Source organism: Peribacillus sp. NPDC096622 (assembly GCF_044762665.1).
GTDB classification, from domain to species: Bacteria; Bacillota; Bacilli; order Bacillales; family DSM-1321; genus Peribacillus; species Peribacillus frigoritolerans_B.
Genome location: NZ_JBIWES010000008.1, coordinates 108,398 through 127,074, shown reverse-complemented (window position 1 = coordinate 127,074; position 18,677 = coordinate 108,398). Strand labels below are relative to the sequence as shown.

Below are 18,677 nucleotides of genomic sequence, written 5' to 3'. Positions count from 1 at the left end.
AGTCTTATAACGATGTTCCGCTGCAAACAATAAGTATTTGCAAGAGCGTCCAGGAGGAGTTGAAATCGATGCAAAATCTTATTAACGAAATCACAAAAGAACAACTTCGCTCAGATCTTCCATCATTCAGACCTGGTGACACAGTACGTGTACACGTAAAGGTTATTGAAGGAACTCGCGAACGTATCCAGTTGTTTGAAGGCGTTGTAATCAAACGTCGTGGCGGCGGAGTTAGTGAAACTTTCACAGTACGTAAGATCTCTTACGGCGTTGGAGTAGAACGTGCTTTCCCTGTTCACACACCAAAAATTGCGAAACTAGAAGTTATCCGTCACGGTAAAGTACGTCGTGCGAAACTTTATTACCTACGCGAACTTCGTGGTAAAAAAGCACGTATTAAAGAAATTCGTCGTTAATCCTTCGAATATCTTCATGCGGGTTTACCATGATCCACATAAGGTGAATAACCAAACAGTATCATGCAAAAAAAGGGAGCTTGTTTATCAGGCTCCCTTTTTGCACTTTAAGAAACGATGAATGCACATACGGTGAAAACTATATAGAATCCTGCTCGCTATAGCGTCCGCAACATGTTAAAATAATTGTTGATATGCTTCAAAAAGGGTGGGTAAGGATGGCGAAAAAGAAAAATGAATTGTGGGAATGGACAAAGGCGGTCATAATCGCGGTTATAGCGGCGACGCTGATTCGTTATTTCCTCCTGGCTCCTATTGTTGTGGACGGTAATTCCATGATGCCGACATTAAAGGATACGGACCGCATGATCATTAATAAAATCTCCTATACGATTGGCGAACCCAAAAGATTCGACATTATCGTGTTTCGTGCTCCAGAAGGCAGGGATTACATAAAGCGGGTCATCGGATTGCCAGGCGAAAAGGTGGAATATAAAGATGATACTCTTTACGTGAATGGAAAAGCTTATGATGAGCCATACTTGGATGAATATAAGAAACAATTGATTGATGGCGGGGCTTTGACGGAGCCTTTTACATTAAGTGATGTCATAGAACGAGGAACGGTACCTGAAGACACCCTATTTGTCCTAGGGGATAACCGCCGATTGAGCAAGGATAGCCGCTATAATAGTGTGGGTGTCGTTCCTTACGATAAAGTGTTAGGAAAAACTAAATTAGTTTATTGGCCGATTGAAGACTTTCGATTGGCGGAATAGTAGGAAGGTGGATTCCATTGACAATACAGTGGTTCCCTGGCCATATGGCCAAAGCAAGACGGGAAGTAACAGAGAAATTAAAACTGATCGACATCATCTTTGAACTTGTGGATGCCCGGATTCCGGCATCTTCACGAAATCCGATGATCGACGAAATCATTCAGCATAAACCGAGGGTTATCCTTTTGAATAAAGCAGATATGGCCGATCCGGCAAAAACGAATATGTGGCTAGAGCATTATAAATCGCAGGGGAAAACGGCGATTGCCATTAATTCGCAGGCAGGAAACGGATTAAACCAGATTACAGCTGCTGCCAAAAAACTTTTAAAAGAGAAGTATGAGCGGATGGAATCAAGAGGAATAAAGCCGAGAGCGATCCGTGCCATGATAGTCGGCATTCCGAACGTGGGGAAATCGACACTAATCAATCGACTTGCCAAAAAGAACATTGCCAAAACAGGGAATACCCCTGGCGTCACGAAAGCGCAGCAATGGATAAAAGTTGGTAAGGAATTGGAATTGCTGGATACGCCGGGGATTCTCTGGCCGAAATTCGAGGATCAAGAAGTTGGTTTGAAGCTTGCATTGACAGGTGCCATCAAGGATACGATTTTAAACTTGCACGAAGTCTCTTTATACGGCCTTCGCTTTTTGGAAAAAGAATATCCGGATAGAATGAAATCCCGTTATAACCTGGATGTAATTCCGCAGGAAACGCTCGAATTGTTCGATGCGGTCGGAAAGTTCAGGGGCTGTTTGGCATCTGGGGGCTTCATCGATTATGACAAAACCGCAGAGTTGGTCGTACGTGAAATCCGTTCAGAAAAGATGGGCCCGCTTACGTTCGAGGTTCCTTCGGATTATGAAGAGGATGATATCCCCGAATAAGATTAACATTGACTTGATTGTTGTAATACGGAGCTGGAGTTGGATGTCGAAAAGATTTTTTCTTTTTGATGTCTCTTTTCCGCTCCGTATTTTTGTCTGAACTGTAGAAAGAAGCAAGACTGCCGATAATTAAAATGATGGGTGATATAAGATGATAACTGCAATGAGCATTAAGGAAATCTCCTCAAAGTTAAAGACAATAAGAGAGCCCGATGATATATTTTTACAGAAATGCCGGGAGGATGGACGAAAGGGAGTAACCGACTTAGTAAATAAATGGCAAAGAACTTATGAAAAAGAACAACAGGTAAGGGATGCTTTCACGGAAATGACAGAGTTTGAAAGACAATTACGTAAACAGGGGTTTTCCATTCTGGCTGGTATCGATGAAGTGGGAAGAGGACCGCTGGCAGGACCGGTTGTGACGAGTGCAGTCGTCTTGCCTGATTCTTTTTATTTGCCCGGGCTTAATGATTCTAAAAAGATTCCGGAGTCAAAAAGGGAACTGTTTTATGAGATGATTTTTAAGGAAGCGTTATCCGTAGGTGTAGGTGTCGTACATAGCGAAGTAATTGATGAAATCAATATATATCAAGCCACGAAAAAGGCAATGGTGGCAGCAGTGAACGATCTGCCAGAACTTCCGGATCATCTGTTGATCGATGCGATGGAACTGGATGTGCCGATTCCGCAGCTTTCGCTCATAAAGGGGGACGCAAGAAGCATTAGCATCTCTGCGGCCTCCATAATAGCGAAGGTGACTCGTGATAGGATGATGAAGGAATATGGTCAAAAATATCCGGAATATGGTTTTGAAAAGCATATGGGTTACGGGACAAGCCAACATTTAGAAGCCCTCGACACGCATGGGCTTACACCATGGCATAGAAGAAGTTTTGCACCAGTTAAGGAAATCGCTGCACGATCGAAGGATTAAGGGGGGATGAGTGGTGCAATCCATAACAAGCAGTCAACCCGTATCTTCACCCATTGAAATAAAAGGAACTGCGAGTTTGAAAAACGGGCAAATCCTTTTCGGGAAGGTGAATAAGGTTTTTCTTAACCAAACGGCCGAGGTACAGATTGGCCATCAAAAAATGGTTGCCACTCTCGATATCCCGCTTCGGACAGGAGAAAAGTATTGGTTTCAAGTGCAGCACCCAATTGAGGGGGGTGTCGTGTTAAAAGCTTTAGATTCCCCCAGTTTGAACGTTTCCGGCTTAAAGGGAACAGCTGCACAATTGATAGCCCATCTCGGCATAAAACCCGAACCTGCCGCAACCAGGCTTTCCGAATACCTCCTGACAAATCGCCTCCCGATAACCAAGGAAACTTTTCAATCCGCTTTGCAATGGATAAAGGCTGCTGATGCTGCAGAAGTTGGTCTGCCTGTAATAAAAACAATGTTCATTCAGCAACTGCCTTTTGTAAAAGCTGTATTTGATGCATTATATACGCAGTCCAAAAGTGAACCTTTCCACAAACTCCTCAGTGGCTTCAAGCAGCAGCTGCAGGATGGTGGGGCAGTAACGAAGACTGCCTCCAAGCTAATGGGGGTATTGGACTCTTTACATATTGCCAAACAGAACCAGCTTCAACAAAACGGTTTGCAAAAACTAGTGACCATTTGGCTGAATTCCGATTCAACGCCAGAAATGAAATCCGGTGCATTTTCCTTGCTTCAAAAGACGGGTTTCGTTCCAAAGGGAATGACGGAATCCGTCTTTATGGAAAGTTTAATTGATGGAGCTGAGGTTAGGTACGGTTTTCCTAAGAATTCAGCGATTGATAAATTACACCAAGGATTTCAGCTGCTTTCCGAGGCGAAAGGCGGAGCATTTGCAAAAGTTGAAGAGATCGAAATTGCTATTAATCGCATATTGAGTAGTCATGATCATGAGAAGGAAAAACTGCCAATTGTCATCCACTCGATGCAGAGAAAAAACATTTCTGCAGAAAAACTTTCCCCTCTTGCCTTTCATTTTCTCCAGAATGCTTTTGCCGAAGCGACAGCTAAAAAGGCAATAGGCGGAAAAACAGAAGTGAATGACCTTATAGGCTACTTGAATAAGGACACAGAGCAAGTAGATGAGTCGAGGGGTAAAGTAGCTGAATTGCTGTTTCGGTCGCTTAATAAGCTTCCGGAGGCCCAATACGCTAGGATTAATGAGAAGCTGGTCCTTTCACATGGATTGGAAGAGGAGTTTCAAACAATCGATTTCACCAATGGACCTTCTGTCGCACACCAACTGAAAGAAATGACCAAGATCCTTGGACTTCAGCTGGAACATGCACTCATTAATCTTCCTGGAGATGATATGGCGGATTTCCCGAAGGATTTAGAGACACTTAAACCGCTGCTGCTTAAATTGCTGAATGAGCAAATTCCGGCATCTATCAAGGAGATGGCAGAACAAATCCTAAATCGGATAACTGCACAACAGATCCTTTCACAAGAAAACGGGCCGATTCAGAATTTACTCCTTACACTTCCACTCAATCTGGGATCTATTCAAACGGATCTGACGTTACAATGGAGCGGAAGGAAAACAAAAGAAGGAAAAATAGATCCGGATTACTGCCGAGTCCTATTTTATTTAGAATTGGAGCGCCTTGAAGAGACGGTCATCGACATGCAGGTTCAAAACCGAATCATAAAAGTGACGGTCATCAATGGGCATGGTGCAATCCTTGAAGAGGCAGCCGGTCAATATCTTGACATCCTGAGAGAGAATCTTGGGAAAATGGATTACAGATTATCAGGAGTTTCATTTGTAAATCCCGTGAATGAAAAAGAGCGGGACCTTAAGGTGAACCGGCTTCCTTTTCTAGAAGCCGGTTCATATAGTGGAGTGGATATTCGAATATGATAAATGATAAAAGAAAAGAAGCCATTGCCTTAAAGTATGATCAAAAGACATCCAAAGCGCCCGTCATATTGGCGAAGGGGAAAGGTAAAACGGCTGAAAATATTCTGGAAAAGGCCATGGAACTCGATATACCGGTCCAAAGGGACGAATCGCTTGCTGCACTTTTAGGCCAATTGGATATTAATCAAACGATTCCGGAAGAATTGTATGGAGCTGTTGCAGAAGTATTTGCATTCATTTATAAAGTTGACCAGGACATGAATCGGTAGGAGACTAACCATATGATTTCACCAAATGGGATTCTGTTGGTTTATGTAGAATATTAGGGAAATCACTGACGATTTTTCATTATATTAAAAAAATACTAAACTATTGCAAAAGGACAAAGCCGTGGCTTTGTCCTTTTGCTTTTCCTTTGAACCAAGACCAGGATAACCGTGATTTTTCATGAAGATATCTCTGGGTTAATATATTGAAAAGGCTTTCATATTAGTGTTTTTTAGAATTATGACTCTTTTTATAATAGAGTTTCAGAGTCAAAATAAATGATATTAGTAAGAAAAAAACACAACGGCGAAGAAGGTTTTTTCTATTTTACACAAGGGTATGGAAGTATATTATAATAATATTTCAAAAATTATGTGAAAGAATATTATGCACGAAGGAGAATTTTGTTGTAATATGATAGAGAAAACACGCATTAAATTTAAAAGTTGTTTTTTAGTAGATAAGGAGGATGGGAAATGAATATCCATGAGTATCAGGGGAAAGAGATATTGCGACAATACGGGGTATCCGTTCCAAATGGCCGGGTTGCCTTTACTGTTGATGAAGCAGTTGAAGCAGCGAAGGAGTTAGGTACGGAAGTTGTTGTCGTCAAAGCTCAAATTCATGCGGGCGGCCGCGGGAAAGCCGGCGGAGTCAAGGTAGCGAAGAATCTTGATGAAGCACGTACATATGCAGAAGAGATTCTTGGCAAGACATTGGTGACCCATCAAACGGGACCTGCCGGCAAGGAAGTTAAGCGTTTACTTATTGAAGAAGGCTGCGACATTACGAAAGAGTATTATATCGGGCTTGTCCTTGACCGTGCTACGGATAGTGTCGTATTGATGGCTTCTGAAGAAGGCGGTACGGAAATTGAAGAAGTGGCCGAAAAGACGCCAGAGAAAATTTTCAAAGAAGTAATCGATCCGGTTGTCGGCCTGACTGGTTTCCAAGCACGGAGAATTGCATTCAATATCAATATTCCGGCTTCACTTATAAATAAAGCTTCCAAACTGATGGTTAACCTATATACAGCTTTCGTTGATAAAGATTGCTCAATCGCAGAAATCAACCCATTAGTGGTAACGGGCGACGGCGATGTAATGGCGCTTGATGCTAAATTGAACTTCGATGATAATGCGATTTACCGCCATAAGGACATCGCGGAGTACCGTGATTTGGATGAAGAGGATGCGAAAGAGATTGAAGCATCAAAACATGGCCTTAGTTACATATCGCTTGACGGAAATATCGGATGCATGGTTAATGGCGCCGGGCTTGCTATGGCGACGATGGACATCATTAAACATTATATGGGAGATCCGGCTAACTTCCTTGACGTTGGTGGTGGCGCCACTGAGGAAAAAGTAAAAGAGGCTTTCAAAATCATCCTTTCCGATCAAAATGTTAAAGGCATCTTCGTTAATATCTTCGGAGGAATCATGAAATGTGACATCATCGCTACAGGTGTCGTGGCTGCTGCTAAAGAGCTTGGCCTGGATGTACCTCTCGTTGTTCGTCTTGAAGGAACGAATGTGGACCTTGGCAAAAAGATTCTAAAAGAGTCAGGTTTAAATATTACGGCTGCTGAATCAATGGCAGATGGAGCACAAAAAATAGTATCACTTGTAGGATAATAGGCAGGGGGGAACATAATGAGCGTTTATATTAATAAAGATACGAAAGTGATCGTTCAGGGAATCACTGGTGCAACAGCATTATTTCATACAAAACAAATGTTGGAATACGGCACGAAAATCGTAGGAGGAGTCACTCCGGGTAAAGGTGGAACAGAAGTGGAAGGGGTGCCTGTATTCAATACAGTTTCCGAAGCTGTCACTGAAACCGGAGCGAGTGCATCTGTTATCTATGTACCGGCTCCATTTGCTGCCGATGCAATTCTTGAAGCCGTAGACGCAGAACTTGATCTTGTCATATGTATCACGGAACATATTCCTGTCCTGGATATGGTCAAGGTGAAGCGCTACATGGAAGGTAAAAAAACTCGCTTGATCGGTCCGAACTGCCCAGGTGTCATTACTCCTGAAGAGTGTAAGATTGGTATCATGCCAGGGTATATCCATAAAAAAGGCCATGTTGGCGTAGTTTCTCGTTCTGGAACGTTGACGTACGAAGCTGTTCACCAATTATCGCAAGCTGGCATCGGGCAATCATCGGCTGTCGGTATCGGTGGAGATCCCGTGAACGGAACGGATTTCATTGATGTTTTAAAAGCGTTCAATGAAGATCCGGAAACACATGCGGTAATCATGATCGGGGAAATCGGCGGGACGGCAGAAGAAGAAGCAGCAATCTGGGTGAAGGAAAATATGACTAAGCCAGTTGTTGGTTTCATTGGTGGCCGTACCGCTCCTGCAGGTAAACGCATGGGACATGCTGGTGCCATTATCTCAGGAGGAAAAGGGACTGCTGACGAGAAAATCCGCGTTATGAACGAATGTGGAATTAAAGTTGCCGAAACTCCATCCGTAATGGGAGAAACATTGATCTCCGTCTTGAAAGAAAAAGATATTTACGAACCTTGTAAAACACATTGATTTAAGCTGGGCCGACCTTTTTTGGGTCGGCCTTTATTTCCTCGAAATTCCTCGGGAGAGACCAAGCGCATCACTATCAACCTACCTTTAAAAATATCCGATTAGGGGCGTTTCCAATTGAATAAAAAAGAAAAGTTAATCCATCTCCATCATTGCCGCGGAGCAGGGTGGAAAACAATCCAAGCAATCATGTCCAAAGACCCATCATTATCTTCCCTGTTCACGACGAATTACGTTGAATGGGCAAAAATGCTCCCTATCCCTTCAAATAAGCTTAACCTCTTTCTCAATGATTTACATTCATTCAATTCCATCGAAAAACTTAAAAAATACGAAGATAGCCAAATCCATTGTTTGACGATCTTCGATGATGAATATCCTTTTTTGCTAAAGCAAATATTCGATCCTCCGTGGGTTCTTTATTTTAAAGGTGATAAGAAGCTTTTAACAAGGAAGAATACCCTAGGTGTTGTTGGAACACGTAAGCCAACCTCGTATGGTCTGGAGGCCTTAAAAACGATTCTATTACCGCTTGTAAAGAAAAAGTTCGTGATCATAAGCGGAGTGGCGGCTGGAATCGATGCAGAGTCACATAAGATCACATTAAGGGAAGACGGAGAAACGATTGGGATTTTAGGTGGGGGGCTTATGCAAATATATCCGAAATCCAATTTTACCCTTGCTGAAGAAATCATCAATAAAGGCCTGCTTATATCTGAGACTCCGCCGGAAGTGAAGGCGGAACCATGGATGTTTCCACTCAGAAATCGAATCATCAGCGGATTATCAAAGGGAGTATTCGTGGTAGAGGCAAAAGAAAGAAGCGGTTCCCTTATTACGGCACAAGCCGCTTTGGAACACGGCAGGGAGGTATTTGCGCTTCCTGGTAATGTTACCAGCCCTGAATCACTGGGAACCAATCAATTGATTTCCGATGGTGCCAAACTTGTTTTAAGCTCCAGGCAAATCGAGGAAGAGTTTTGAACAATATAATATAGAAGATAGACGGAGAATCAAACGGGAAAATTGAAAAAATAGGTGCTTTTTTAGAAGAGTGGGTTGAATTATTAGACAAAAAGGTTGAAAATATTGTAAAACTGTTATAAGTTTTGCAAATGGCACCTCTTGCCAGAATACCTATAGATAAATGAATCAGCATGCTTTGAAAAGTAAAGAGGTGTTGACAAATGATTTTTGAATGATTAATAATAGTGAAGATTTATATTACCTCTTTGAGGAGGATTTATTGGATGTCAGAATACTTAGTGATTGTGGAATCGCCCGCAAAGGCGAAAACAATAGAACGTTACTTGGGAAAAAAATATAAAGTAAAGGCTTCCATGGGGCATGTACGCGATTTGCCTAAAAGTCAAATGGGTGTCGATGTTGAACATGAATATGAACCTAAATATATAACTATCCGCGGCAAAGGCCCGGTTTTAAAAGAATTGAAAACCGCTGCAAAAAAAGCGAAAAAAATCTATCTCGCGGCTGACCCCGACAGGGAAGGGGAAGCAATTGCCTGGCATTTGGCTCACAGTCTTGATGTTGACGTTAACTCAGATTGCCGCGTGGTATTCAACGAGATTACTAAAGAGGCTATCAAGGAATCATTTAAATCACCGAGGCCAATAAATATGAAATTGGTTGATGCTCAGCAGGCAAGAAGGGTCTTGGACCGTTTGGTCGGATACAATATAAGCCCGCTTTTGTGGAAAAAGGTGAAAAAAGGCTTAAGCGCGGGACGTGTCCAATCGGTTGCTGTACGGATGATCATTGACCGGGAGAAGGAAATCAAAGATTTTGTCCCGGAAGAGTATTGGACAATCAAGGCTGATTTTGTAAAAGGAAAAGAACAGTTTGAAGGTTCTTTCTTCAGCCTTGGCGGCGAGAAGAAGGAATTAAATACCGAAGAGGACGTCAAAAAAGTGCTCGCTTCTTTAAATGGCGGCGAATTTACGATAGGAGCTGTGGCTAAAAAGGAAAGAAGGCGCAATCCGGCTGCACCTTTTACAACTTCTTCCCTGCAGCAGGAAGCGGCACGTAAATTGAATTTCCGTGCGAAGAAAACCATGATGCTTGCTCAGCAGCTTTATGAAGGAATCGAGCTTGGCAAGGAAGGTACAGTCGGGTTAATCACTTATATGAGAACCGATTCGACCCGTATTTCAGATAGTGCCAAAGATGAAGTCCATAACTTCATTCAAAATAATTATGGTAAAGAATATGTTCAGGTTGAACAGCGCAAGGAGAAGAAACAAACTAATGCCCAGGACGCGCATGAAGCAGTCAGGCCAACAAGCACATTACGTGAACCGGGTGTGGTCAAGGAGTTCTTATCCAGAGATCAATTCCGTCTTTATAAATTGATTTGGGAACGATTCGTTTCTAGTCAAATGTCTTCAGCGGTCATGGATACGATGAGCATCGACCTGCATAACGGGGATGTCATCTTCAGGGCAAATGGTTCAAAAATTAAATTTCCGGGTTTCATGAAGGTATATGTTGAAGGGTCCGATGACTCGGTGGAAGAAAAGGAAAATGCACTTCCGGATGTGAAAAAGGGAGATCAATTCTTTTCAAAAGATATCGAGCCGAAGCAGCATTTCACACAGCCTCCGCCACGATATACTGAAGCCCGTTTAGTCAAGACCCTAGAGGAACTGGGAATAGGCCGTCCGTCTACATATGCCCCTACCTTGGATACGATTCAAAAACGGGGCTATGTTACCTTGGATAATAAACGGTTCATCCCGACAGAGCTTGGTGAGATCGTTCTTGAATTGATACGCGAATTCTTCCCGGATATTCTCGATGCAGAGTTCACTGCCAAGATGGAACAGGAATTCGACAGCGTTGAGGAAGGCAATATTGAATGGATAAAGGTCATTGATGAATTTTATAAAGAATTTGCAATTCATTTGGCTAAAGCCGAAGTCGAGATGGAGAAAATTGAAATCAAAGATGAACCTGCAGGTGAAGATTGCGTGGAATGCGGACATGGGATGGTCTTTAAGATGGGACGTTATGGAAAGTTCATGGCATGCAGTAATTTCCCGGATTGCCGTAACACCAAACCAATCGTCAAAGAAATCGGTGTCAAATGCCCAAAATGTAAGGAAGGAAATATCATTGAAAGGAAAAGTAAAAAACGCCGCATTTTTTACGGGTGTGATACCTACCCTGGATGTGACTTCATATCTTGGGATAAACCGCTGCCGCGGAGTTGTCCAAAATGTGAAGGTACACTTGTTGAGAAAAAACTCAAAAAAGGTGTCCAGGTCCAGTGCATGGATTGTGATTTCAAAGAAATGCCCCAAGCATAGAAAAGGCCGTGAAATCGTTTACTTTCCCTTTGATCTATCGAAAAACCCTAAATATAAATTGACTCGGCATCTGCCGGGTTTCTTTATGTTCAGGAAAGTATGATATCATGATGTTATGTGGATTTACTTCCAAGAAGAAAATGGATAAAGCTTGAAACTTTTTTATTTAGGCCATGTGATGTAAAATTCAGTGGACAAGTACATTCTTTTAAAGATATAATTCCTATTTGTGTCCGTTACCCTTATAGTAAATATGGATTGCAGGAAGAATGTTGGCTTTGTGGCATATTTTTAAAATAATCGTTAGCAGGAATGAGTATTTCGGGTATAAATACATAGATATCGTTAAAAATGAAACTTTTAGAAAGCAGTTTTAATGATAAATGATCCTGTCTTATCATATCTATACATGGAGGTTCGAAAAATGAAAGAAACAAAAGTAAGTGTAATCGGTGCTGGGCTAGCTGGAAGTGAAGCGGCGTGGCAGTTAGCTAAAAGAGGAATTAAAGTCGATCTATACGAAATGCGCCCTGTAAAACAAACGCCAGCCCATCATACCGATAAATTCGCTGAACTTGTTTGTTCCAATTCACTTCGGGCAAATACGTTAACAAATGCAGTTGGTGTATTAAAAGAAGAAATGCGTATACTGGATTCGGTCATCATGTCCGCAGCGGATGCTTGTGCTGTACCGGCTGGCGGTGCATTAGCTGTCGATCGTCATGAATTTGCCGGTCTTGTTACGGAAAGGGTCAAAAATCATCCTAATGTGACGGTTATAAATGAAGAAGTGACGGAAATTCCGGAAGGTCCTACCGTCATTGCAACCGGCCCGCTTACAAGTCAGTCACTATCTGATAGCTTAAAGCAAATCATGGATGAAGAATACTTGTACTTCTATGATGCTGCCGCACCAATTCTTGAAAAAGACAGCATCAACATGGATAAAGTATATTTGAAATCCCGTTATGATAAAGGTGAAGCAGCTTATTTAAACTGTCCGATGACGGAAGAAGAGTTTGACCGCTTTTATGATGCATTGATTGCTGCTGAAACAGTCCCGCTTAAAGAATTCGAAAAAGAAATCTTTTTTGAAGGCTGCATGCCGATTGAAGTGATGGCATCACGTGGGAAGAAAACGATGTTATTTGGTCCATTGAAGCCTGTTGGCTTAGAAGATCCAAAAACGGGAAAACGTCCTTTTGCCGTAGTTCAATTGCGTCAGGATGATGCAGCAGGAACACTTTACAATATTGTTGGTTTTCAGACACATTTGAAATGGGGGCCGCAAAAAGAAGTATTGCAGCTCATACCAGGATTGGAAAATGCAGAAATTGTCCGTTATGGGGTCATGCATCGAAACACTTTCATAAATTCACCTAATGTTTTGAAGCCAACGTACCAATTCAAGAATCGGGATGATTTATTCTTTGCCGGTCAGATGACTGGTGTCGAAGGGTATGTTGAATCGGCTGCATCGGGACTTGTTGCAGGTATCAATGCTGCAAGGATCGTCCAAGGTTTGGAGCCTATCATTTTCCCTGCGGAGACTACGATGGGCAGCATGGCAAGGTACATAACATCGACGAATGGTAAGAGCTTCCAACCGATGAATGCCAACTTTGGATTGCTTCCAGACCTAGAAGTGAGAATCAAATCCAAAAAAGAACGGAACGAAACGCATGCTAAACGCGCTTTGGACACAATTCAGAACTTTGTGAAAAATTTGTAAAATATTTGCCTGCTGTTTTAAAGTATGATACTATTTATTAGCCTTTGCGAGGTGTTTCCATGATTAATCAAAAAAAGGCATTATCATCCTTCATCGAATATTTGCAAATTGAAAAAAACAGTTCACAATACACCATTGAAAATTACAAACGTGATATACACGAATTTTTTCTGTTCCTTAATGAACAGGGCATTGAGGATATCACGTCCGTTGAATATTTTGATGTCCGGTTATATTTAACGAGTTTATATGAGAAAAAACTTTCTAAGCGCACTGTAGCAAGAAAAACTTCTTGCTTGCGGAGCCTTTATAAATTTTTACTGCGTGAAGGTGATGTGAAGGATAATCCTTTTTCTCTGGCTTCTTTACCTAAAAAGGATCAAAGACTGCCACGTTTTCTTTATGAGAAGGAAATGAATCAGTTGTTTTCTACTTTAAAGAAAGATTCACCGATAGGAATAAGGAACAATGCCTTACTGGAATTATTGTATGCTACAGGCATTCGCGTAAGCGAATGTTGTGAGATTAAACTTCAGGATATTGATCTTTCCTTAGGGACAGTACTGATCCATGGAAAAGGAAAAAAGGATCGCTACGTTCCGGTTGGTAGATATGCACAGGAAGCAATAGATTTATACATACGTACAGCCAGGATGGATTTGACTTCGTCTGAAGCCAAGGCGCATGTTTATTTATTTGTTAATTTTCGTGGAGACCCTTTGACACCTAGGGGAGTTCGCTATATATTGAATGAATTGATTAAAAAGTCAGCCGCAGATGGAAGTCTTCATCCCCATATGCTAAGGCATTCGTTTGCTACACACCTATTGAATAATGGGGCGGACATTCGCACGGTTCAGGAATTGCTTGGTCATTCTAAAATTTCATCAACGCAAGTGTATACGCATGTTACAAAAGACCAATTGAAAAAAGTCTATAATGCATCACATCCGCGGCCTTAAATGTTGAAAGGGGACACTTTATGACAACGATATTTGCAGTGCATCATAAAGGTGAATGTGCCATGTCCGGTGATGGGCAGGTTACTTTAGGAAATTCAGTAGTGATGAAGCATACAGCGAGGAAAGTAAGAAAAATCTTTAATGGTAATGTTCTTGCAGGTTTTGCTGGTTCCGTTGCAGATGCATTCACTTTATTTGAGATGTTTGAAGCCAAACTTGAGGAGTATAATGGCAATCTTCAGCGTGCTGCCGTCGAAATGGCAAAACAATGGAGAAGTGACAATGTATTGAGAAAGCTGGAAGCCATGCTAGTCGTGATGGATAAGAACCATTTGCTGCTCGTTTCCGGTACCGGCGAAGTAATTGAACCGGATGACGGAATTCTCGCCATAGGATCGGGAGGGAATTATGCACTGGCTGCCGGCAGGGCATTACTGCGGTTTTCCAGTGACCATTTAACGGCAAAGGAAATCGCTCAATCATCTTTACAAATTGCAGCGGAAATTTGTGTATTTACGAATACGAATATAATCGTGGAAGAGTTGTAAGGAGGAGCGCAAATGTCAAAAAAAGCTAATTTAACACCGAGGCAAATCGTTGAAAAACTGGATCAGTATATCGTTGGGCAGCGTGAGGCAAAACGGGCAGTGGCAGTGGCTCTTCGGAATCGCTACCGACGTTCCCTTCTCTCGGATCAACTTCGTGATGAAGTCGTTCCGAAGAATATATTAATGATTGGACCGACAGGTGTTGGGAAAACAGAAATAGCTCGGAGAATGGCTAAATTGGTAGGTGCTCCTTTTGTAAAAGTTGAAGCAACGAAATTTACGGAAGTCGGGTATGTCGGCCGGGATGTAGAGTCCATGGTTCGTGATTTGGTGGAGACTTCCGTCCGCCTCGTGAAGGAAGAAAAGATGGCCAGCGTAAAGGAACGGGCAGAAGAAAATGCAAATCGCCGCTTAATAGAGCTATTAGTGCCATCAACAAAAAAACAGAGTAATTTCAAGAATCCTCTTGAAGTCTTTTTTGGAGGCAATAACAATCAAGACGATCAGGATTCGGAAGAAAATTCCGAAGATTTAAGTTTGCAGGAAAAAAGAAAAATCGTCGCTGAAAAGCTGGCTAATGGTGAGTTGGAAAGTGAAATGATAACGGTCGAAGTGGAAGAACAGGCTGCTTCGATGTTTGATATGCTCCAAGGTTCGGGAATGGAACAAATGGGGATGAATATGCAGGACGCTTTAGGAAGCTTGATGCCGAAAAAAAGCAAGAAGCGCAAATTGAAAGTAAGTGAAGCGAGAACCGTTTTAACAAATGAAGAAGCGGCAAAACTGATTGATATGGATGAAGTAACTTCAGATGCAGTATACGGGGCTGAGCAAAATGGGATTATCTTCATAGATGAAATAGACAAAATTGCCAGTAAGCAATCTGGAAGTTCATCAGCGGATGTGTCGAGAGAGGGTGTCCAAAGGGATATTCTGCCAATAGTTGAAGGTTCAACAGTAGTGACTAAATATGGTTCAGTTAAAACGGATCATGTCCTATTCATTGCAGCAGGGGCCTTTCATATGGCTAAGCCATCCGACCTTATCCCTGAATTACAAGGTAGATTCCCAATTCGTGTAGAATTGAACAAACTGACCGTAGACGACTTTGTACGGATTCTTCATGAACCGGATAATGCCTTATTAAAACAATATGTTGCTTTATTGGAAACTGAAGGTATAGAAATTGAATTTTCTGACGATGCTGTTCGTAAGATAGCAGAAGTGGCCTTCGAAGTAAATCAAAACACAGACAATATTGGTGCAAGAAGACTTCATACCATTTTGGAACGGTTGCTTGAAGACTTATCTTTTGAAGCCCCGGAAATAACGATGGAGAAGATTACAATTACGCCCCAATATGTCGAAGGTAAGCTTGGTTCTATCGCCCGGAACAAAGATTTAAGCCAGTTTATCCTTTAATTAGAAACAATTTTGGCAATGATTTGCCTACGCAATGAACATAAAATTACGGAAATACAACTTCATAGTTATTGTGAACCATGGTATTTTTAGGAGGAACAAATCAAATGAACTTATTAGCAAAAACAAGAAAAATCAATGCAATGCTCCAAAAAGCAGCAGGTAAAGCAGTTAACTTCAAGGAAATGGCTGAGAGTTTAAGTGAAGTTATCGAAGCGAATGTATTCGTCGTCAGCCGCCGCGGGAAATTACTTGGCATAGCGGTAAGTCAGCAAATTGAAAACGAACGCATGTACAAAATGTTAGAAGATAAACAATTCCCTGAAGAGTACACAAAAAACCTGTTCAATATTCCTGAAACCTCTTCGAATCTTGATATCGAAAGCGAATATACTGCTTTCCCAGTCGAAAACAAAGAGCTTTTCTCAACTGGATTAACAACCATCGTACCGATTATGGGTGGGGGAGAACGTTTAGGAACATTGGTTCTTGCCCGTTTACAAGAAAAATTTCACGATGATGATTTAATTTTGGCTGAATATGGTGCCACTGTAGTCGGTATGGAAATCCTTCGTGAAAAATCAGAAGAGATAGAAGAGGAAGCTCGTAGTAAAGCTGTCGTACAAATGGCGATTTCCTCGTTATCTTACAGTGAATTGGAAGCAATAGAGCACATCTTTGAGGAGCTTAAAGGTAATGAAGGTCTGCTTGTAGCATCAAAAATTGCGGACCGTGTTGGCATCACCCGTTCAGTTATCGTAAATGCCCTAAGGAAACTGGAAAGTGCAGGAGTCATTGAATCACGCTCCCTTGGAATGAAAGGTACTTATATCAAAGTATTGAACGATAAATTCCTTCTTGAATTAGAGAAGCTTAAAAATAATTAACATATAGAAAGGCAGCCCTTGAAAAAGGGCTGCCTTTTTTGTGATATTTGGATGTGTTGCTGTCTGGGACTAACAGGCCAATGCGGGTGAATGACATGGGTATTAAGTGAAAAGAGGTAATTCGGATTAAATGGAATGTGAATATAGGCATGTTTTCTATTAGAAGCAGAAAAAATAGTTAAATATTTCTTGAAAAGGGTAATTATATTATTATAACTGTCGAAATGATGTAAATGAACGTTGTTGCAATTTTTTAATTTTTTAAAAGTCTATTGATAACCGTTTTCCCCACTGGAGAATTTTGTCGAAAGGTTCACCGCTTTGAAAAAAAACGTTTTTTTTAAAAAAAGAAAATAAGCAATTATCTGTTGTTTTCTTATGAATCCTTTATTTTAAAGGGTGAAATCAACTAAAATAAAATAAATATTTGAAAGTAAATTTGAAAATTAGTTCTAAAGTATCAGGTATATGGATTGGTTTTTCGGTATGATATAAAAGCTAATGGAAGTAAAATTTGGTTAATATGTAGAATATCATATTAAAATGTAAAATTACGTAATTTAATCCTATAATCATACTAAGAAAAGCGACAAATTTGAGCAATATGTGACAATTTTCGACGATAATAGGTCTAAAGTCTATGTATTGTTTATGGACATAGTTATAATGTTTCTTTAAAATTAAAACGTAAATGCACTGGGTTAATTTATTGATAAAGTGATTATCTGTTAATTATAGAAAGAGGTGATCGATGTGGAATTATTTTCAAATACTTTTCAATCACTAGAAAATGCCCTTGATTATTCTAATGCAAAACAAAAAGTCATTTCACAGAACATAGCCAATTCGGATACGCCTAATTATAAAGCTAAAGAGGTCGACAAAACACATTCCTTTAAGGCAGAGCTGGAATCTTCCCTCGAGTCATATCGTACCGATGAAAGACATTTTACCTTCAAATCAGAGGGGGGGCATGATTCTCACATCGTTACGCAGAAAAATGTCCGATATAACAACAATGGAAATAGCGTGGACGTTGATAAGGAAATGACGGATCTTGCTGCCAATCAGATTTATTATAATGCAGTGACCGACAGGCTTTCAGGTAAGTTTCAATCATTGCAGAATGTAATTAGAGGAGGTAAGTGATGGGAATCTTCCAAAGTATAAACATGACTGGATCTAGCCTGACGAGTCAAAGGGTAAGGATGGATGTAATCTCTGCTAATATGGCTAATGCCGATACGACCAGGGCGGAATATGACGCCGGATCGAAAACATGGAAGCCATACACAAGAAAATCGGTTGTGCTGCAAAGTAAGGAAAACGGTTTTTCGGGTTTCTTAAACGCAGCATCCGGAAAAACGAGAGAGGTAGGGAATGGAGTGAAGGTGACTGGAATCGTAAAAGATAAAACACCTTTTGAACTGGATTATAATCCCGAACATCCTGATGCCAATGAAGATGGTTATGTTGAAATGCCAAATGTCGACCCGCTTAGGGAAATGGTTGATTTAATGAGTGTCACACGTTCATACGAAGCGAATGTGACAGTTTTAAATGCATCAAAGGGAATGATGATGAAAGCTTTGGAAATCGGAAAATAAAATTTTGAAAGGAGATGTTGTTATGGAGGGGATTTCTCTTTCGGCAGTGACCAATGCAAATAATGTACTGAAAAAAGATCAAAGCAATACTAATACACCATACGAAGCACAGCGGAATTTTGCGTCGGTATTAAAAGAATCAATGAATAAAGTCAACGAAACACAAGTGGCATCTGATGACCTTACAACCAAATTGGTTAATGGAGAGGATGTTGAGCTACATTCGGTGATGATAGCTTCACAAAAAGCCAGTGTTACCATGCAGGCTACATTAGAGGTTCGGAATAAGGTTGTCGAAGCCTACCAGGAAATGATGAGAATGAGTATATAGCATTCATTTTTTAACCTCATAATATAGAGAAAAGTGACTAGGGGGAATAGAATCCCCCAATCATAAATTCAGAGACTGACCG

At 41.1% G+C, this 18,677-nt stretch carries 18 protein-coding genes; all 18 read left to right on the top strand.

Annotated elements, in window-relative coordinates; all coding sequences use genetic code 11:
* Positions 1–68 precede the first annotated feature (68 nt).
* The 18 genes from rplS (at position 69) to fliE (ending at position 18,595) form a co-directional block, all read left to right on the top strand.
* Positions 69–416, top strand: coding sequence for a 50S ribosomal protein L19 (rplS, locus tag ACIQYG_RS15895; RefSeq protein ID WP_034313702.1), 348 nt, complete (start codon positions 69–71; stop codon positions 414–416).
* Between the two features lie 218 nt (positions 417–634).
* Positions 635–1,195, top strand: coding sequence for a signal peptidase I (lepB, locus tag ACIQYG_RS15890; RefSeq protein ID WP_402839547.1), 561 nt, complete (start codon positions 635–637; stop codon positions 1,193–1,195).
* A gap of 17 nt (positions 1,196–1,212) precedes the next feature.
* Positions 1,213–2,085: a ribosome biogenesis GTPase YlqF gene (gene ylqF / locus ACIQYG_RS15885; protein WP_402839544.1), complete on the top strand. Its 873-nt coding sequence runs from the start codon at positions 1,213–1,215 to the stop codon at positions 2,083–2,085.
* A 154-nt stretch (positions 2,086–2,239) separates the two neighbouring features.
* On the top strand, positions 2,240–3,022 hold the full coding sequence (locus ACIQYG_RS15880; RefSeq protein ID WP_402839765.1) for a ribonuclease HII: 783 nt from the start codon (positions 2,240–2,242) through the stop codon (positions 3,020–3,022).
* 13 nt (positions 3,023–3,035) lie between these two features.
* Positions 3,036–4,955, top strand: coding sequence for a hypothetical protein (locus tag ACIQYG_RS15875; protein ID WP_402839542.1), 1,920 nt, complete (start codon positions 3,036–3,038; stop codon positions 4,953–4,955).
* Positions 4,952–5,224: an EscU/YscU/HrcU family type III secretion system export apparatus switch protein gene (locus ACIQYG_RS15870; protein ID WP_402839540.1), complete on the top strand. Its 273-nt coding sequence runs from the start codon at positions 4,952–4,954 to the stop codon at positions 5,222–5,224. The genes ACIQYG_RS15875 and ACIQYG_RS15870 overlap by 4 nt, the downstream gene beginning before the upstream one ends.
* A 474-nt stretch (positions 5,225–5,698) precedes the next feature.
* Positions 5,699–6,859, top strand: a complete 1,161-nt coding sequence (sucC, locus tag ACIQYG_RS15865; protein WP_402839538.1) for an ADP-forming succinate--CoA ligase subunit beta — start codon at positions 5,699–5,701, stop codon at positions 6,857–6,859.
* Positions 6,860–6,877: 18 nt separating this feature from the next.
* Positions 6,878–7,780 carry a succinate--CoA ligase subunit alpha gene (gene sucD, locus ACIQYG_RS15860; RefSeq protein WP_402839536.1) on the top strand — a complete coding sequence of 301 codons (903 nt, stop codon included), beginning with the start codon at positions 6,878–6,880 and terminating at the stop codon, positions 7,778–7,780.
* Between the two features lie 117 nt (positions 7,781–7,897).
* Positions 7,898–8,764 (top strand): DNA-processing protein DprA, encoded by an 867-nt coding sequence (dprA, locus tag ACIQYG_RS15855; protein ID WP_402839534.1) that lies wholly within the window; start codon positions 7,898–7,900, stop codon positions 8,762–8,764.
* Positions 8,765–9,030: 266 nt separating this feature from the next.
* Complete coding sequence (gene topA / locus ACIQYG_RS15850; protein WP_402839532.1) at positions 9,031–11,106, top strand: type I DNA topoisomerase; 2,076 nt, start codon at positions 9,031–9,033, stop codon at positions 11,104–11,106.
* Positions 11,107–11,530: 424 nt separating this feature from the next.
* Positions 11,531–12,838, top strand: a complete 1,308-nt coding sequence (gene trmFO / locus ACIQYG_RS15845) for an FADH(2)-oxidizing methylenetetrahydrofolate--tRNA-(uracil(54)-C(5))-methyltransferase TrmFO (RefSeq protein ID WP_063576889.1) — start codon at positions 11,531–11,533, stop codon at positions 12,836–12,838.
* Positions 12,839–12,897: 59 nt separating this feature from the next.
* Positions 12,898–13,800, top strand: a complete 903-nt coding sequence (xerC, locus tag ACIQYG_RS15840; RefSeq protein WP_402839529.1) for a tyrosine recombinase XerC — start codon at positions 12,898–12,900, stop codon at positions 13,798–13,800.
* A 20-nt stretch (positions 13,801–13,820) separates the two neighbouring features.
* Entirely contained in the window at positions 13,821–14,348 is a 528-nt protein-coding gene (hslV, locus tag ACIQYG_RS15835) for an HslVU peptidase proteolytic subunit (protein WP_402839527.1), read from the top strand.
* A gap of 12 nt (positions 14,349–14,360) precedes the next feature.
* Positions 14,361–15,770 (top strand): ATP-dependent protease ATPase subunit HslU, encoded by a 1,410-nt coding sequence (hslU, locus tag ACIQYG_RS15830; RefSeq protein ID WP_402839525.1) that lies wholly within the window; start codon positions 14,361–14,363, stop codon positions 15,768–15,770.
* 107 nt (positions 15,771–15,877) lie between these two features.
* Positions 15,878–16,657: a GTP-sensing pleiotropic transcriptional regulator CodY gene (gene codY, locus ACIQYG_RS15825; protein WP_034313657.1), complete on the top strand. Its 780-nt coding sequence runs from the start codon at positions 15,878–15,880 to the stop codon at positions 16,655–16,657.
* A gap of 753 nt (positions 16,658–17,410) precedes the next feature.
* Positions 17,411–17,806 (top strand): flagellar basal body rod protein FlgB, encoded by a 396-nt coding sequence (flgB, locus tag ACIQYG_RS15820; protein ID WP_402839522.1) that lies wholly within the window; start codon positions 17,411–17,413, stop codon positions 17,804–17,806.
* The gene (gene flgC, locus ACIQYG_RS15815; protein ID WP_402839520.1) at positions 17,806–18,264 is read left to right on the top strand and encodes a flagellar basal body rod protein FlgC; all 459 of its coding nucleotides are present in this window, start codon (positions 17,806–17,808) and stop codon (positions 18,262–18,264) included. Before flgB ends, flgC begins: the two co-directional genes overlap by 1 nt.
* Positions 18,265–18,286: 22 nt before the next feature.
* Entirely contained in the window at positions 18,287–18,595 is a 309-nt protein-coding gene (gene fliE / locus ACIQYG_RS15810) for a flagellar hook-basal body complex protein FliE (protein WP_402839518.1), read from the top strand.
* Positions 18,596–18,677 lie beyond the last annotated feature (82 nt).

Excerpts from the sequence above, each read along its gene's own strand:
- rplS (WP_034313702.1), top strand. The coding sequence starts at position 69 with ATGCAAAATCTTATTAACGAAATCACAAAAGAACAACTTCGCTCAGAT.
- lepB (WP_402839547.1), top strand. The coding sequence starts at position 635 with ATGGCGAAAAAGAAAAATGAATTGTGGGAATGGACAAAGGCGGTCATA.
- ACIQYG_RS15870 (WP_402839540.1), top strand. The coding sequence starts at position 4,952 with ATGATAAATGATAAAAGAAAAGAAGCCATTGCCTTAAAGTATGATCAA.
- sucC (WP_402839538.1), top strand. The coding sequence starts at position 5,699 with ATGAATATCCATGAGTATCAGGGGAAAGAGATATTGCGACAATACGGG.
- sucD (WP_402839536.1), top strand. The coding sequence starts at position 6,878 with ATGAGCGTTTATATTAATAAAGATACGAAAGTGATCGTTCAGGGAATC.
- topA (WP_402839532.1), top strand. The coding sequence starts at position 9,031 with ATGTCAGAATACTTAGTGATTGTGGAATCGCCCGCAAAGGCGAAAACA.
- trmFO (WP_063576889.1), top strand. The coding sequence starts at position 11,531 with ATGAAAGAAACAAAAGTAAGTGTAATCGGTGCTGGGCTAGCTGGAAGT.
- xerC (WP_402839529.1), top strand. The coding sequence starts at position 12,898 with ATGATTAATCAAAAAAAGGCATTATCATCCTTCATCGAATATTTGCAA.
- hslV (WP_402839527.1), top strand. The coding sequence starts at position 13,821 with ATGACAACGATATTTGCAGTGCATCATAAAGGTGAATGTGCCATGTCC.
- hslU (WP_402839525.1), top strand. The coding sequence starts at position 14,361 with ATGTCAAAAAAAGCTAATTTAACACCGAGGCAAATCGTTGAAAAACTG.
- codY (WP_034313657.1), top strand. The coding sequence starts at position 15,878 with ATGAACTTATTAGCAAAAACAAGAAAAATCAATGCAATGCTCCAAAAA.
- flgC (WP_402839520.1), top strand. The coding sequence starts at position 17,806 with ATGGGAATCTTCCAAAGTATAAACATGACTGGATCTAGCCTGACGAGT.
- fliE (WP_402839518.1), top strand. The coding sequence starts at position 18,287 with ATGGAGGGGATTTCTCTTTCGGCAGTGACCAATGCAAATAATGTACTG.